Consider the following 14421-nt stretch of genomic DNA (forward strand, 5'->3'; position numbering starts at 1 on the left):
GGAGCGGCCGGGTCGGCGCAGTGCGGGCGACCGGCGCCGCGGACCTCGGGACCACGGGACCTCGGCACCGCGGGGACCACGGAACCCGGCCACCGGGCGTACCCGGGTGGGGGCGGGGTCCGGGCCGGTCAGCGCAGTCGGGCGACCCGCCACACGGCGAGCAGGGCGAGCAGCGCGGCGAAACAGGTGTATCCAGCGATGAAGCGCCAGTCCGGGCGGCCGCCGGAGCCGCGCGGCGGCAGTCCCGGCCAGCTGTAGCCGACCCGCCGGGCCGCCATCAGGGCCCAGCCGGCCGCGCAGCAGCTGAGCAGCAGGCCGAGCATGGCGACCACCGGGCCGCCGTCGCCGAACTCGAAGGCGAGCGGGAAGGCGAACATCAGCGAGCCGAGCGCGCCGATGGCGATGATGGGGATGAGCTGCCAGATCCGCATCCGCAGCGGGGGCCGCAGGTCGCGGAAGTCGTTCTCCGCGGGCGGGTCGGCGGACAACAGGTCCGGGTCGAGGCCGTCGGCGCGGATGCCGGGGTCGGTGCGGCTGCCGTCGTCGTCCAGCCCGTTGTCCGCACCACCTGGTTCCTCGTCCAGTCCGGCCAGTTCGGCGGCGTCGGAGTCCGGTCCCAACTCGCTGTCGAGCGGCTCCCGTTGGTCGTGACGCGGATCGCTGCGAGGGCCGGCTTCCATCGCCACACGCCCTCCCACCTTGTCCGACACGGTAGCTCGATGCTCGATGATGGCACGGGCGGAGCGTGAGCACGCCCCTACGAGGCGTCCCGTGGCCAGGACGTGATCAGGCTGTGACCGCCCGTTCGAGCAAGGTGATCGCCCGCTCCGCGAGTTCCGTTCCGGAGGCCGTCAGCCAGTGCACACGGGGGTCGCGGCGGAACCAGGAGTCCTGGCGGCGGGCGAAGCGCTTGGTGGCGCGGACGGTCTCGGCGCGGGCCTCGTCCTCGGTGCGCTCCCCCGCGAAGTGGGACAGCACCTGCTGGTACCCCAGCGCCCGGGACGCGGTGAGCCCGTCGCGCAGGCCGACCGCCTCCAGGGCGCGGACCTCGTCGAGCAGACCGGCCTCCCACATGCGGTCCACCCGGGTCGCGATGCGTTCGTCCAGCTCCGGCCGGGGCACCTCGACGCCGATCTGCACGGCGTCGTAGTGCGCCTGATGACCGGGAAGGTTCGCGGTGAACGGGCGGCCGGTGATCTCGATGACCTCCAGCGCGCGCACGATGCGCCGGCCGTTGCCCGGGAGGATGGCGGTGGCGGCGGCCGGGTCGAGGGCGGCCAGCCGTTCGTGCAGCGGGCCGCTGCCGTGTTCGGCCAGTTCCGTCTCCAGCCGGGCGCGGACCGCCGGGTCGGTGCCGGGGAACTCCAGCGCGTCGATGGTGGCGCGCACGTAGAGCCCGCTGCCGCCGACCAGCACCGGCAGGCGGCCGGCGGCGAGCAGCCGGTCGATCTCGGCGCGAGCCATGCGCTGGTACTCCGCGACGCTGGCCGCCTCGGTGACCTCCCAGACGTCCAGCAGGTGGTGCGGGACGCCGCCGCGCTCGGCCGGGGCGAGCTTGGCGGTGCCGATGTCCATGCCCCGGTACAGCTGCATCGAGTCGCTGTTGATCACCTCGCCGCCGAAGGCCCGCGCCAGCGCGATGCCCAGGTCCGACTTGCCCGCCGCGGTGGGGCCGACGACGGTGATGACCTTGGGGGCTCCGGCGCCCCGCACCTCGTTGTTCACCGGCCCAGTCTCCCAAACGCGGAATGCGGCGCGCGCGAGTATGGTTTCCATTGATAACGGGATGTTTTCGGGCATTCGGACCCCGGAAGCCGAGACCAGACTCGACACTCCACACTCGTCACGTCAAGGACGGTGACTCCATGGGTTTCATGGACTCGATCAAGGAACGCTTCGGCAACAAGAGCAAGGCGCAGGACCTGGCACGCCAGCACTCGGACAAGATCGACGACGGTATCGACCGCGGCGGGCACATGGCCGACGAGCGCACCGGCGGCAAACACTCGGACCAGATCGGCAAGGGCACCGACCGGGCCAAGGACTCCATGGGCAAGTACACCAGCGAAGGCGGCGACGACACGCGCTGAGCACCGGTAGGTCGGGCGGTGGCCCCGGGGCGTGAAGCTCCGGAGCCGCCGTGTGATCGTGTGACGGTGACGAGCGTGCCGCACGACAACGCCCCCTACGCGCAGGCCCCGCCGCCGGAACGGGAGTCGGCCTGGCTGGCGGACCCCGCCCGCCGCTACCGGCACGGCCCCCGGCTGCGCGGCGCCGGCCACGACTCCGACGCCCGCGAGTACGCGCTGCGCCGTGCGGCGGCCGCCGACCGCGCCGCCCTCGCCGACCCCGCGCCGGCCGCCCTGCGCGCCGCGGAGGCCGCCGCCGACGCGCTGTGGTTCGAGGACGGCTGGGACGAGAACTGGGAGGGCCGCTCCCGCCGTGGCTACGTGCGCTGGGCGTACGGGCACTGGCTGACGGCGACGAGTGCTCCGCGGGGCGGCGTCGGGGGCGGGGGCGCGGCTGCTGCCGAGGAGGGCGGCTCCGCCGGGGAGGCCGACCGGGACGGAGGGGCCAGCTCTGCCGGAGAACACGGCCGGCACGGGGAGGCCGGCCAGGACGGGGAGGCCGGCTCCGCCGGAGAAGCCGAGGACCGGGACGGCTAGACCGACCGGGGCACCGTCGAGGACGCGGCCCCCGCCGGGCACGCCGACTCACCGGAGCAAGCCGGCCCGTCCCCCGTCCCCCGTCATCGGCCCCCGTCAGCGATGACGTCAGCGGTCCGAACGGGCCGCCGCGCCGGGGAACTTGAGCGCCCGCACCTCGTCGAGGACCGCGCGGGCCTCGGCGACCTGGTGGACGCGGAAGATGCGGGCGCCCTCCCAGGCGCAGACCGCGAGGGTGGCGAGCGTGCCGGCCAGCCGGCGTTCCACCGGCAGGTCGAGGGTCTCGCCGATGAAGTCCTTGTTGCTGACCGCGACCAGTACCGGCCAGCCGGTGCCGGTCATCTCCCGCAGCCGGCGGGTGACTTCGAGGGAGTGGACGGTGACCTTGCCGAAGTCGTGGGCGGGGTCGATGATGACGCATTCGCGCGGCACGCCGAGGGCGACGGCGCGTTCGGCCAGCGCCAGCGTGCGGTCCAGGACGTCGGCCATCACGTCGTCGTAGACGACCCGTTTGGGGTCGGTGCGCACCGCCTGGCCGCCGACGTGCGCGCACAGCAGTCCGGCGCCCCACTCGGCGGCGACCACCGCGGTCAGCGGGTCGGCGCCGCCCCAGGAGTCGTTGATGAGGTCGGCGCCGGCCGAGCAGACCGCCTCGGCGACCTCGTGCCGCCAGGTGTCGACGCTGACGGCGGTGCCGGGGTGGCGCCGTTTGACCTCGCGGGCGAATGCGGCGACGCGGGCGATCTCCTCCTCGACACCGACGTACTCCTTCAGCTCGCCGGCGCTGATCCCGCCGATGTCGATGATGTCGGCGCCGTCGGCGACCGCCTGGTCCACGGCGGCCAGCGCCGCCTCCTCGGAGAAGGTCGCGCCCTGGTCGAAGAAGGAGTCACGGGTACGGTTCACCACCGCCATGACCAGGAACTCCTCGTCCCCGTAGTGGCGTCCGCCCAGTCGCAGCCCCATCGTCACCCACCCCAAGACTCACCCGAAAACCGGCAACTCGCGCGATCCTAGACCGCGACCGGGCGGCCCTCCACGGGGACGGGCCGCCACCCGCCGGACGGATCAGTCGCAGCCGCAGCCGCCCGCCGGGGCCGGAACGGGTGCCGGGGCGCCGACGGACGGCAGGCCGAGCATGACGCCGGCGGACTTGGCGGCCGTCGCGGCGGTGCGGCGCTCCCACGCGTCGCCGGCCCGGGTGCGGCGCACGGCGAGGGCGGGGCGCTCGGCCAGCAGGTGGTGCGGGGCGGCGTAGGTGATCTCGGCGGTGACGACGTCGCCGGGGCGCGGGGCCGGCCCCGCGGGGCGCTCGAAGTGCACCAGGCGGTTGTCGGGGGCGCGGCCGGACAGCCGGGCGGTGCGCTCGTCCTTGCGGCCCTCGCCCTCGGCGACCAGCACCTCGAGGGTGCGGCCGACCTGCTTCTTGTTCTCCTCCCAGGAGATCTGCTCCTGCACGGCGACCAGCCGCTCGTAGCGCTCCTGGACGACCGCCTTGGGGATCTGGCCGTCCATGGTGGCGGCCGGGGTGCCGGGGCGCTTGGAGTACTGGAAGGTGAAGGCCTGGGCGAAGCGCGCCTGCCGGACCACGTGCAGGGTCTGCTCGAAGTCCTCGTCGGTCTCGCCGGGGAAGCCCACGATGATGTCGGTGGAGATGGCCGCGTCCGGCATGGCGGCCCGGACCTTCTCGATGATGCCCAGGTAGCGGTCCTGGCGGTACGAGCGGCGCATCGCCTTCAGCAGGCTGTCGGAGCCGGACTGGAGCGGCATGTGCAGCTGGTGCATGACGTTGGGGGTGGCGGCCATCGCGTCGATGACGTCGTCGGTGAAGTCGCGCGGGTGCGGGGAGGTGAACCGCACGCGTTCCAGTCCCTCGACGGCGCCGCAGGCCCGCAGCAGCTTGCTGAACGCCTGGGGGTCGCCGATGTCGGAGCCGTAGGCGTTGACGTTCTGCCCGAGCAGCGTGACCTCGATGACGCCTTCGGCGACCAGCGCCTCGACCTCGGCGAGGACGTCGCCGGGGCGGCGGTCCTTCTCCTTGCCGCGCAGGGCGGGCACGATGCAGAAGGTGCAGGTGTTGTTGCAGCCGACCGAGACGGCCACCCAGGCCGCGTAGGCCGACTCGCGCCGGGTCGGCAGCGTGGAGGGGAAGGCCTCCAGCGACTCGGCGATCTCCACCTGCGCCTCGTCGGCGATCCGGGCGCGCTCCAGCAGCACCGGCAACTGTCCGATGTTGTGGGTGCCGAAGACGACGTCGACCCAGGGGGCCTTCTTGACGATGGTCTCGCGGTCCTTCTGCGCCAGGCAGCCGCCGACGGCGATCTGCATGCCGGGCCGGGCGGCCTTCTTCGGCACGAGCTGGCCGAGGTTGCCGTAGAGCCGGTTGTCGGCGTTCTCCCGCACGGCGCAGGTGTTGAAGACGACGACGTCCGCGCCGTCCGCGCCCTTGGGCGCCGCGACGTATCCGGCGGCCTCCATCAGCCCCGCCAGACGTTCGGAGTCGTGGACGTTCATCTGGCACCCGTAGGTGCGGATCTCATAGCTTCGCTCAACGTCCACTGACTGACTCCGGTCGCCGCTGTTCACGCGTCCAGGGTAGGTGCTTCCGACGGCACCGCGATCCCACGACCCCCTCGATCCGCGCGCGGGGCCTTCCTGGGTGATCGCCTGGAGACTTCCGCCGGTCGCCGCCGGTCCGCCCGCGGGGGCACCGGCCGGGGCGGGGGGTGTGGTTGGCTGCGGGGAGCCCGGGCATCCCGGCCGGGACACGACGGGTCGGCCCCGGGCCGGTCGAAGAGAGGAAACCGTCAGGTGGATAGCGCGGAGGCCGGCAGTGGTCGGCTGTTGGCCATCAGTGACCTGCATGTGGCGTACCAGGAGAACCGGGACATCGTCAGCGGCCTGCGGCCGACGGCGCCCGGTGACTGGCTGATCCTCGCCGGTGACGTGGCCGAGCGGGTCGAGGACATCGCGTGGGCGCTGGGTGTGCTGGCCGAACGTTTCGAACGGGTCATCTGGACGCCGGGCAACCACGAGCTGTGGACGCCGCGGGAGGACACCCTTCAGCTGCGCGGGGTGGAACGCTACGAGCACCTGGTCAAACTGTGCCGTGAGCTCGGGGTGACGACGCCGGAGGATCCGTATCCGGTGTGGAACGGCACGGGCGGCCCGGTGCGGATCGCCCCGCTCTTCCTGTTGTACGACTACACGTTCCGCCCGGAGGGCAAGGACACCGAGCGCGCGGCGATGGAGTACGCGTACGAGACCGGCGTGGTGTGCAACGACGAGTTCATGCTGCACCCGGACCCCCACCCGGACCGGGCCACCTGGTGCCGCGAGCGGGTGGCGCTGACCGAGCGCCGGCTGGCGCAGTGCGACCCGGCGGTGCCGTTGCTGCTGGTCAACCACTATCCGCTGGTGCGTGAACCGACCCGGATCCTGCGGTACCCGGAGTTCGCGCTGTGGTGCGGGACCGAGGCCACCGCGGACTGGCACAAGCGGTTCAACGTGCGGGCGATGGTCTACGGGCACCTGCACATCCCGCGCACCACCTGGTACGACGGGGTGCGGTTCGACGAGGTCTCGCTCGGCTACCCGCGCGAGTGGCGACGACGGCAGGCGGGCCCGGCCCAGCCGCGCGACGTGCTGCGGGCGGGGGAGCCGGCGTGATCGAGGAACTGCTGCCCGGGAAGATCAGCGTCGCGGAGGTCTTCGGCGAACTGCCGGACGCGGTGCTCTTCCCGGAGGAGGAGGCGTTCATCGCCCGGGCCGTGGAGAGCCGGCGCCGCGAGTTCGCCACCGTGCGGGCCTGCGCGCGGCGGGCACTGGCCGGCCTCGGCGTGGCACCGGCGCCGATCCTGCCGGACGGCCGCGGCGCCCCGGGCTGGCCGGCCGGGGTGGTGGGCAGCATGACGCACTGCCGCGGCTACCGCGCCAGCGCGGTCTCCACCGCCGACGACCTCGTGTCGCTCGGCATCGACGCGGAACCGGCCGGCCCGCTGCCGGACGGCGTGCTGGAGGCGGTGTCGCTGCCCTCGGAACGACGGCGGATGGCCGAACTCCAGCAGTGGGAGAGGGAGTCGGGAGGCGGAACCGGGCTCGGGACGGGAGCCGGGGCCGGGGCCGGGACGACGGGCGGAACGGGAGCCGGCCCCGGAGCCGGGACGGCGGGCGTTCCGGCGGGCGGGACGGCGGGCGGGACGGCGGCGCGCGGGGGCCCGGCGCAGGGGCAGGTCACGCACTGGGACCGGCTGCTGTTCTCCGCCAAGGAGTCGATGTTCAAGACCTGGTATCCGCTGATGAAGCGGCAACTGGACTTCTCCGAGGCCGAGTTCGTCTTCCGGACCGACGGCACGTTCGACGCGCGGCTGCTGGTGCCCGGCCCCGTGGTCGACGGCCAACGCCGGGAGCACTACACCGGCGCCTGGCTGTCCCGTGACGGCTTCGTCCTGACCGCGCTCACGCTGCGGCGCTGAGCCGGGCGGCGGGACCGGGCGGCGGGGCCGGGAGGGGGAGGGCCGTCCGCCGCGGGCTTGCGCTGCGGGCTTGCGCTGCGGCGCTGAAGCCGGGCGGCGGCGGGACGGCCTTCCCCGGCGCGCTCACCCGCCGGCGCTGAACGCGGGCGCCGGCGGGAGGCCGTTCCCCGGGACGGGCGACGCCAGGAGGGCCGTTCCCCGTGCGGGCGGCGGCGGGAGGGCCGTCGCCCGTCCTGCCTTCCGCCGGGTCGCGATCTGCTGGCAGGATCGCGGGCGATGGACCTTCCGCCGACCCGTCCGCTTGCGGGCGGCCACCGACCGGCGCGGCGCCGTGCCGCGTGGGCGCTGGCCGCCGTGGTCGTGGCGCTCGCGACGCTGGTGTGGTGGCTGTCGCCGATGGGCCGCGGCTCCTTGCGGCACGGCACCGTGACGGTGGCCACCGGCGTGCCCACCGGGGTCTACGACCTCTACGGCAAGCTGCTGGCGCCGGTGCTGCGCGCGGACCTGCCGGGCGACCGGGTGCGGCTGCTGTCGTCGCAGGGGTCGGTGCAGAACATCGACTACGTGGCGTCGGGCCGGGCGGACTTCACCTTCGCCCAGGCCGACGCGGTCGCCGACTACCACGGCCCGGCGCGCTCCCGGCTGCGCGCGGTGGCCCGGCTGTACGACGACTACGCGCAGCTCATCGTGCCGGCCGGCTCCGGCGTCACCTCGGCGCGCGGCCTGCGGGGGCTGCGGGTGGGCCTGGGCCAGTCCGGTTCCGGGGTCAACCTGATCGCGCGGCGGATACTGACCGCCGCGGGGCTCGACCCGGACCGCGACATCACCGCGGTCCCGGCCGGCATCGACACCGCGCCGGGCATGCTGCGGTCCGGCCGGCTCGACGCGTTCTTCTGGTCCGGCGGCCTGCCGACCGGGGCCGTCCAGACGCTCTCCGAGCACTTCCCCGTCAAGCTGGTCCAGCTCGGCGACCTCATCGGCCCGCTGAACGCACTGGGCGCCGCCGCCCGGTACTACCGCTCCGCGGTCATGCCGTCCGACGCCTACCCCGACTTGCGCGACTCCCGTGCGGTGCCCACGATCGCGGTGGCCAACCTGCTCATCACCACCGACCACGAGGACCCCGCCGTCGTCCAGCGCGTCACCCAGGCGGTCATCGACAGCCGCGACCGCATCGGCGCGGTCGTCCACCCCGCCCAGCAGGTCGACCTGCGCACCGCGATCTACACCGACCCCCTCCCCCTCGACGAAGGCGCCCGCCGCTATTACCTGTCGGTCAAGCCGTAGTCGGGGGGAGCCGGACGGGGTCGAGGGCGCCGGGGCGAAGCCGGACGGGGTCGGGGGCGCCGGGGCAGGGCGTGACGGTTCGCAGCGGGAAACGCCGGGGCAGAGCGTGACGTTCGCAGCGGGAAGCGCCGGGGCGGGGCCGACGTACCCCGGTCAGTCCTCCGGTTCGGAACGCGGCACGGTGACGGTGACCCGCAGGCCGTGCGGGGTGTGCGGGGCGAAGGCGAGGGAGCCGCCGGCCTGGCGCAGCAGGATGCGGGCGATGGACAGGCCCAGGCCGGAGCCGCTGACGTTCTGGTGGCGGGGGGAGCGCCAGAAGCGGTCGCCGACGCGGGTGAGTTCGTCCTCCGTCAGCCCGGGGCCGCTGTCGGTCACCGTGACGGTGACCGCCTCGCCCCGGGCCGCGACCGCGACGGTGACCGGCGCGCCGGGCGGGGTGAACTTCACCGCGTTGTCGACGACCGCGTCCAGCGCGCTGGAGAGCGTCACCGGGTCGGCCCAGCCGGTGACCGCGACCGCGCCGGTCCGGGTCAGCGCCACGTCGCGCTGGGCGGCGGCCGGGCTCCAGGCGGCGACCCGTTCGGCGGCGAGCGCGGCGACGTCCGTCAACTGCGGCAGCGCGACGGTGTGTTCGGCCAGGGCGAGGCCGAGCAGGTCGTCCAGGACGGTGGCCAGCCGCTTGCCCTCCTCGCGCACCGAGCCCATCTCCTCGTGCCCCTCCGGCAGTTCGAGGCCGAGCAGTTCGATGCGCAGCAGCAGCGCGGACAGCGGATTGCGCAACTGGTGCGAGGCGTCCGCCACGAACGCCCGCTGCTGCTCCAGCGCCTGTTCGACGTTGTCCGCCATCTCGTTGAACGACCGTGCCAGCAGCCGCAGTTCGGGCGGACCGCCGGCCTCGGCGACCCGGGAGGCGAGCCGGCCGGTGGCGATGTCGTGGGTCGCCCGGTCCAGGACCTTGATCGGGCGCAGCACCCAGCCGGTGAGCCGGACGGCGGCCACCACGGCGAGGATCGTTGCGGCCAGTTCGGTGGCCGCGATGATCAGCCAGTCGCGCAGGACGACCGACCGCATCGCGCCGGTCGGCGATTCGGTGAGCACCACCGCCACCACGTCGCCGTCCCGCACGATCGGCGAGGCGACGGTGATCCGGGACCGCTGCCAGGGCCACACCTGCCGGGGGTTGTGGCTGCGGCGGCCGGCCAGCGCCTCCTGGAACGCCTGGTCGGCGGTGATCTGGGCGCGGGTGCGCCAGTTGCGGGGCGCGGCGGCCATCGCGGTGCCGTCGCGGTAGAAGACGCCGACGCGGATGCCGTACAGGTCCTCGTAGCGGTCGAGTTCGCTGCTGAGGGTGGCCAGCCGGTCGGAGGCGTCGTCCGGCGTGCCGCCGTCGACCGCGGCGCCGGGGGCGACGTACTGCGCGAGGGCGCCGAAGCGGGCGGTGTCGTCGATCCGGTCGATGACGAGTTTCTGCTGCTGGGCGACGGCCAGACTGGCCGCGAGCGGCAGGCCAAGGGCCAGCAGGACCGCCGCCATCAGCACGAGCAGCAGCGGCAGGAGCCGGGAACGCACCGCCGGGCCGCCGGTCAGGCGGCCGGTACGACGAGACGGTAACCGACTCCTCGTATCGTCTCGATCAGCGCGGGCAGCCCCAGCTTGGCCCGCAACGAGGCCACGTGCACCTCCAGGGTGCGGCCGGTGCCCTCCCAGTTGGTGCGCCAGACCTCACTGATGATCTGCTCGCGCCGGAAGACCACGCCGGGCCGCTGCGCCAGCAGCGACAGCAGGTCGAACTCCTTGCGGGTCAGCGTGATCACCGCGCCGTCCACCTCGACCTGCCGGGACGCCGGTTCGATCAGCACCGGCCCGAACCGCACCGGCTCGCCCACCGCGTCCGCTCCCCCGGCCGCCGACTCCGCCTCCCGCTCGTCACCGGCCGCCCGGCGCCGGCTCACCGCGTGGATACGGGCCAGCAACTCCCCGGTGTCGTAGGGCTTGACCACGTAGTCGTCGGCGCCCAGGTTCAGCCCGTGGATGCGGGAGCGCACGTCCGCCCGCGCGGTCACCATGATCACCGGTGTGCCGCTGCCGCGCCGGATCTTCCCGCAGACCTCGAACCCGTCCTGGTCGGGCAGCCCCAGGTCCAGCAGCACCACGTCGACCGGCGGTCCGGCGTCCGGCAGCAGCGCCGCCAGTGCCTCCTCGCCACTGCCCGCCTGCACGACCTCGAAGCCGTGCCGGCCGAGCACCGCCGACAGCGCCGAGGCGACCCGGTCGTCGTCCTCGACCAGCAGCAGCCGCATGGTTCCCCTATCGCCTCGTCCGTCCACACCGTCTCACCGGCCCCAGGCGTCACCGCCCGCCCCCGAATCCACCCCCACCCCGGGGTTCCGCGTCAAGGGGCCAGGTTCGGTCGGGGCGGAGGGTGGCGGGGTGAATACGGAGCGCAGCGGGGGCCGGGACGACGAGGGGCGGGGGGTGGTTCGGGGCCACGGGCGGCGACGGCAGCGGGGGCGCCAGATGTCATATGGTCACCCGCAACAGTTGCGCGCTCAACGGCTCTCCTCGTTACTCTGGGGTACGCAGCCGCGCCGGCCTCGTCCGGCCGACGTCGACGTGCCGCTGAACTGGTACGCCGCACGGTGCTGCCGGGCGCGGGGGATGCTCAAGTTCCGCTCATATGTACTGCCCGCGCCCCTGGCGATCGTTACCGTCTGGGGGATTCGCCGAGGATGGAGCGCCTTCCCATGACCGATTCGCCGGTGACCGACCCGTCCGCAGCCCCCGGACGCCGGAACGCCGTGGCGCTCACCGGACGGACGACGCGGCCGGTGGTCCCCGAACCGCGGGAGGAACGACCGGTCGGCCCGCCGCTCGTCGTACTGGAGGGCGTCAACAAGCACTTCGGTGCGTTGCACGTGCTCCAGGACATCGATCTGACGATCGGACACGGCGAGGTCGTGGTCGTCATCGGCCCGTCCGGTTCCGGCAAGTCGACGCTCTGCCGGGCGATCAACCGGCTGGAGGCCATCGACACCGGCTCCATCAGCATCGACGGCAAGCCGCTGCCCGCCGAGGGCCGCGAGCTGGCCCGGCTGCGGGCCGATGTCGGGATGGTCTTCCAGTCGTTCAACCTGTTCGCGCACATGACGGTGCTCGACAACGTCACCATCGGCCAGGTCAAGGTCCGCAGAACGCCGAAGGCGGCCGCGGTGGACAAGGCCCGCGAACTGCTCGACCGCGTCGGGCTGTCCTCCCAGGCCGCCAAGTTCCCCGCCCAGCTGTCCGGCGGCCAGCAGCAACGCGTCGCCATCGCCCGCGCGCTGGCCATGGACCCCAAGGTCATGCTCTTCGACGAGCCCACCTCCGCGCTCGACCCCGAGATGATCAACGAGGTCCTGGAGGTCATGCGCCAGCTCGCCGACGACGGCATGACCATGATCGTCGTCACCCACGAGATGGGCTTCGCCCGCTCCGCCGCGAACCGCGTCGTCTTCATGGCCGACGGCCGCGTCGTCGAAGTGGCCACCCCCGACCGCTTCTTCAGCAACCCCCGCACCGACCGCGCGAAGGACTTCCTGTCCAAGGTCCTGCACCACTGAGCCGCACGGCATGGGGTCACGGGGGACGTCGCGGGCACTCGGAGGCGTAGTGGGGACGAGGGCGGCGGCCGGAGGTCCGACGCGGGCGGGGCAGGGGCCGGATGCGTGGCGCGGGCGGGGCGGCGTCCGGACGTGTGGCGGGGCGCCGGGGCACGGGGTGCGGGCGGGCAGCTGGGGCGCATGGTGCGGGCGGGCGGTGGTCGTTGGCGTTGCGCGGGCGCCCTGCCCCCGGTGCGGCCGCCGGCGCGAGGCCCCGTACCGCGAACCGCACTGCCCCTCGTACCGTTGATGCCATGGCGTCATGGTCTGTACCACAGTGGTCCGGTGACGGCGCGTCACCAGGCGTGCCCCCACGCGCGTGGCGCGTCCTCACCCGGGGACCGGCTCGCTTGACGCACGCACCGGCAGTGGGTTGCATACGCTATGTGACCGAACCCCGGACTGGAACCTTCCCCATTCCCTCCCCGCTCCCCGCCGTCCCGGGCGAGCGGAACCGCGTGACGCAGTCCGGAGGGTCCGCCGCATGGACCCGGTGATCGTCGCCGGCGCCGGCCCCACGGGACTGACGCTGGCGCTGTGCCTCATCCGTCACGAGGTCCCGGTCATCCTGCTCGACGAGGGCAACCCCGCCGACGTCGAACCGCACCCCGAACGCACCGTGGTCCTGCGTCCCGGGACCGCCGGCCTGCTCGCCCGCCTCGGTTACCGCAAGGTCCACACCGACGCCGCCCGCTGGACCGCCTGGCGCACCCTCAGACGCCGCCAGGAGATGCAGTACGTCCACTTCACCCCCGAACCGGAATCCGCCGCACGGGCCTTTGGAAGCCGTTCTTCCGCAGGCATGCCCGGTTTTCCCGGCTCCACCGGCTTCCCCGGCGGCGTTCCGGGAGGCGTTCCCGGGCAGGGCGCCGCTTTCGAGGGCAGGGGCACAGGCTTCGAGGGCAGCAGTGCGGGCTTCGAGGGCAGAGGTGCGGGCGGAACGGGAGGCCGGGGCGACGGGCCGGCCGAGGCATCGTGGGACGAGCCGTCGCCGCTGCACCTGTCGCAGGACCGGTTGCGCCACGGTCTGCTCGCCGCGCTGGACGGCCACGAACTGCTCACCGTCGCCTACGGTGCCCGTATCGACGCCGTCGAGCAGGACGAACGCGGTGTCAACGTCCACACCCGGCCCGGCGAGGACACGCCCGACACGTGGTGGCGCGGCGCGTTCCTGGTCGGCTGCGACGGCCCGCGATCCACCGTCCGCAAACTGCTCGACATCCGCTTCCCGGGCCGCACCGCCGTCGACCGCTACGCCGTCGCCGCGCTGCGCACCGCCCTGCCCGATCCCGGCGTCGCCCTCCTGCACCGCGACCCGTCCGGCGCCCGCGGCACCGAGGTCACCGCCCGCCCGCTGCCCCGCGGCGTGTGGCGCGTCGACTGGTCGCTGCGCGCCGGCACCCCGCCGCTGACCGCCGACGCGCTGGTCTCCCGGATCCGCGGCACCCTCGCCGGCTGGTGCGCCGGGACCGTGCCGCCCTACGAGCTGCTGGGGTCGGCCGAGTACGCCGTCCACCAGCGCCTGGCCCGGCGGTGGCGGAACGGCCGCGCGTTCCTGGCCGGCGACGCCGCCCACCTGCTGGGGGCGCTCGGCACCCAGGGCCTGGAGGAGGGCCTGCGCGACGCCGACAACCTCGCCTGGAAGCTCGCCCTGGCCTGGCACCAGGGCGCCTCCGAGACGCTGCTGGACAGCTACGAGTCCGAACGCCGCGGCGCGGTCGGCGCCCGCCTGCGCGCCGCCGACCAGGCCCTGCCGCTGCTGCGCACGGACGGCGCCTGGCACTCCCTGCGGCACTCCGTCCTGTCCGGGCCGGCCGGCCGGCACGCCGAACTCCTCACCGACGGCCACCTCGGCCGCGGCCTGCTCGGCGCCCCGCCGGCCTACCAGCGCTCCCCGCTGTCCCTCGCCGCCGCCCGCGACGGCGGCCGGTCCGGCGCCTCCCCCCTGGTCACCCCGCGCGGCAGCGCCTCCGGCACCCTCGTCGACGACGTCGCGGTGATCGACCTGACCGGCGAACGCGCCCTGCTCTCCGACCGCCTCGGCCGCGGCCTGCTCGTCCTGCTCGTCGCCCCCGGCACCGGCGTCTGGGAGAGCCGCCACTGGCTGACGGCCGGCCTCATGCCCCAGCTCTCCGCCGCCGTCGCGGCCCTTCCCGCCCCGGCGGAACTACTGATCACCGAGTCCTACCCGGGCGCAACCGCCCACACCGTCCTGCTCGTCCGCCCCGACGGCCACCTCGTCGCCGCGATGACCGGCTGCCGCCCCGCCGAGCTCTACGCCTACGCCGACCTGGCCCGCGGCGGCCCACCCCACGCCACCCCACCCGCCCCCGAACCCCCTGACCAGTACGCCAC

At 74.2% G+C, this 14421-nt stretch carries 13 protein-coding genes; 7 read left to right on the plus strand and 6 right to left on the minus strand.

Annotated elements, in window-relative coordinates; genetic code table 11:
- Window positions 1–128 precede the first annotated feature (128 nt).
- Window positions 129–680, minus strand: a complete 552-nt coding sequence (locus POF43_RS27420) for a hypothetical protein (protein ID WP_271316184.1) — start codon at window positions 678–680, stop codon at window positions 129–131.
- Window positions 681–786: 106 nt separating this feature from the next.
- Window positions 787–1713 (minus strand): tRNA (adenosine(37)-N6)-dimethylallyltransferase MiaA, encoded by a 927-nt coding sequence (gene miaA / locus POF43_RS27425; protein ID WP_271316191.1) that lies wholly within the window; start codon window positions 1711–1713, stop codon window positions 787–789.
- 152 nt (window positions 1714–1865) lie between these two features.
- Between miaA and POF43_RS27430 the strand changes: the two genes are divergently transcribed.
- Window positions 1866–2090 (plus strand): antitoxin, encoded by a 225-nt coding sequence (locus POF43_RS27430; RefSeq protein ID WP_271324433.1) that lies wholly within the window; start codon window positions 1866–1868, stop codon window positions 2088–2090.
- Between the two features lie 66 nt (window positions 2091–2156).
- Window positions 2157–2666: a hypothetical protein gene (locus tag POF43_RS27435; RefSeq protein ID WP_271324434.1), complete on the plus strand. Its 510-nt coding sequence runs from the start codon at window positions 2157–2159 to the stop codon at window positions 2664–2666.
- Window positions 2667–2774: 108 nt separating this feature from the next.
- On the opposite strand, the gene folP is transcribed toward POF43_RS27435, so the two are convergent.
- Window positions 2775–3632, minus strand: a complete 858-nt coding sequence (gene folP / locus POF43_RS27440; protein ID WP_271324435.1) for a dihydropteroate synthase — start codon at window positions 3630–3632, stop codon at window positions 2775–2777.
- Between the two features lie 102 nt (window positions 3633–3734).
- On the minus strand, window positions 3735–5252 hold the full coding sequence (gene miaB, locus POF43_RS27445) for a tRNA (N6-isopentenyl adenosine(37)-C2)-methylthiotransferase MiaB (protein WP_271316188.1): 1518 nt from the start codon (window positions 5250–5252) through the stop codon (window positions 3735–3737).
- Between the two features lie 225 nt (window positions 5253–5477).
- Here miaB and POF43_RS27450 point away from each other — a divergent pair, with 225 nt between their 5' ends.
- From POF43_RS27450 to POF43_RS27460, 3 genes are all read left to right on the plus strand, one after another.
- Window positions 5478–6335: a metallophosphoesterase family protein gene (locus POF43_RS27450; protein ID WP_271316189.1), complete on the plus strand. Its 858-nt coding sequence runs from the start codon at window positions 5478–5480 to the stop codon at window positions 6333–6335.
- Window positions 6332–7141: a 4'-phosphopantetheinyl transferase family protein gene (locus POF43_RS27455; protein WP_282704811.1), complete on the plus strand. Its 810-nt coding sequence runs from the start codon at window positions 6332–6334 to the stop codon at window positions 7139–7141. The genes POF43_RS27450 and POF43_RS27455 overlap by 4 nt, the downstream gene beginning before the upstream one ends.
- 276 nt (window positions 7142–7417) lie before the next feature.
- A complete protein-coding gene (locus POF43_RS27460; protein WP_271325404.1) occupies window positions 7418–8428 on the plus strand; it encodes a TAXI family TRAP transporter solute-binding subunit in 1011 nt (336 codons plus the stop codon).
- A 153-nt stretch (window positions 8429–8581) separates the two neighbouring features.
- On the opposite strand, the gene POF43_RS27465 is transcribed toward POF43_RS27460, so the two are convergent.
- Together POF43_RS27465 and POF43_RS27470 are read right to left on the minus strand one after the other, a co-directional pair.
- A complete protein-coding gene (locus POF43_RS27465) occupies window positions 8582–9997 on the minus strand; it encodes a sensor histidine kinase (protein WP_271325405.1) in 1416 nt (471 codons plus the stop codon).
- 14 nt (window positions 9998–10011) lie between these two features.
- The gene (locus tag POF43_RS27470; RefSeq protein ID WP_271318394.1) at window positions 10012–10728 is read right to left on the minus strand and encodes a response regulator transcription factor; all 717 of its coding nucleotides are present in this window, start codon (window positions 10726–10728) and stop codon (window positions 10012–10014) included.
- 444 nt (window positions 10729–11172) lie between these two features.
- Here POF43_RS27470 and POF43_RS27475 point away from each other — a divergent pair, with 444 nt between their 5' ends.
- Window positions 11173–12027 (plus strand): amino acid ABC transporter ATP-binding protein, encoded by an 855-nt coding sequence (locus POF43_RS27475; protein WP_271318760.1) that lies wholly within the window; start codon window positions 11173–11175, stop codon window positions 12025–12027.
- A 523-nt stretch (window positions 12028–12550) separates the two neighbouring features.
- On the plus strand, window positions 12551–14421 hold a 1871-nt coding region (locus POF43_RS27480), incomplete at its 3' end, for an FAD-dependent monooxygenase (protein WP_282704812.1).

The organism is Streptantibioticus silvisoli, assembly GCF_027947535.2.
Taxonomy (GTDB): Bacteria; Actinomycetota; Actinomycetes; order Streptomycetales; family Streptomycetaceae; genus Streptantibioticus_C; species Streptantibioticus_C silvisoli.

What these genes read in the sequence shown, in the direction of transcription:
- POF43_RS27420 (WP_271316184.1), bottom strand. Translation starts at nt 680, where the DNA reads ATGGAAGCCGGCCCTCGCAGCGATCCGCGTCACGACCAACGGGAGCCG.
- POF43_RS27430 (WP_271324433.1), top strand. Translation starts at nt 1,866, where the DNA reads ATGGGTTTCATGGACTCGATCAAGGAACGCTTCGGCAACAAGAGCAAG.
- folP (WP_271324435.1), bottom strand. Translation starts at nt 3,632, where the DNA reads ATGGGGCTGCGACTGGGCGGACGCCACTACGGGGACGAGGAGTTCCTG.
- POF43_RS27460 (WP_271325404.1), top strand. Translation starts at nt 7,418, where the DNA reads ATGGACCTTCCGCCGACCCGTCCGCTTGCGGGCGGCCACCGACCGGCG.
- POF43_RS27470 (WP_271318394.1), bottom strand. Translation starts at nt 10,728, where the DNA reads ATGCGGCTGCTGCTGGTCGAGGACGACGACCGGGTCGCCTCGGCGCTG.
- POF43_RS27475 (WP_271318760.1), top strand. Translation starts at nt 11,173, where the DNA reads ATGACCGATTCGCCGGTGACCGACCCGTCCGCAGCCCCCGGACGCCGG.